This is a genomic window from Mycobacterium sp. E2497, assembly GCF_001668695.1.
Taxonomy (GTDB): domain Bacteria; phylum Actinomycetota; class Actinomycetes; order Mycobacteriales; family Mycobacteriaceae; genus Mycobacterium.
Window position 1 is genome coordinate 1 of record NZ_LZKD01000065.1, and the last position, 832, is coordinate 832.

Annotated in this window: 1 protein-coding gene; it reads left to right on the top strand. The window is 62.5% G+C overall.

All coding sequences use genetic code 11. The features are described from left to right. Positions 1–117: 117 nt before the first annotated feature. Positions 118–832 (top strand): sensor domain-containing protein (locus tag A5713_RS29615; protein WP_156751755.1); only part of this gene is annotated, 715 nt, incomplete at its 3' end.

Here is an 832-nt window from a genome sequence, read left to right on the forward strand (position 1 = left end):
CGACTTGAGACCGACGCCAAGCAGCAAGCAAGTTGGGGAAATCGATCCGCGTTTCTCGCACTGCTCCTATTCTTCGACCAACAGATACGGATCTCGCCCTTTTGGCAAGGAGACGAAATGAGGATTCGTTTCATTGTTTCGGCGCTCGGGGCTGTAGTGGTCGCGTTGGCGGTTGGGTGCGGCGGCGGGCAGGGCGGCGGCCACAGCGCCACTTCGGTGGCACCCTCGCCGACACCCACAGTCGGGCCGACGCTGGCGCTCAATCGCATCGACGAGCTGCTCGTGCCGCCGGAAGTGGTCGGCGACATCGTCGGCTCGAAACTCAACTGGACGGGCACGCCCCCGCCCGGTTGGACCAGGCCTCCATCACCCCCTGTCATCGACGAGGGCAACCCCGACTGTGCGGCGCTGTTCGGGCTGGACACCAACACGGTTGGCGTGGCCTATACCGGATGGCGGAGCAATCTCTACAAAGAGGACAAGGACACGTACGAGCATGCGGTCCGTCAAGCCGTTGCGACGGTTGTCGATTCCAAAGCAGCGACGGTGTTGCTTGGCAACGCTTTTGCCAAGCGTCTCGATGCGTGCAGCAATGCCGTCATCCACCTGAGCGGCAAATATCGATGGAGATTCCAGAAGACCGACGCGACCGATACGGGAGTGCGGTGGACGGGAACGGAACTGGAGGACGGGCAGATCACCGGCTGGGTCTGCGCCAGCGAGGCGCGGGCAAAGAACAATGTGGTGATCTACGCGCAGGTGTGCCAATGGGGCAACGGCGCTCCGGCCGCAGCGACGATCCTGGACAATATCTCGGCGAAGATACCGGGAT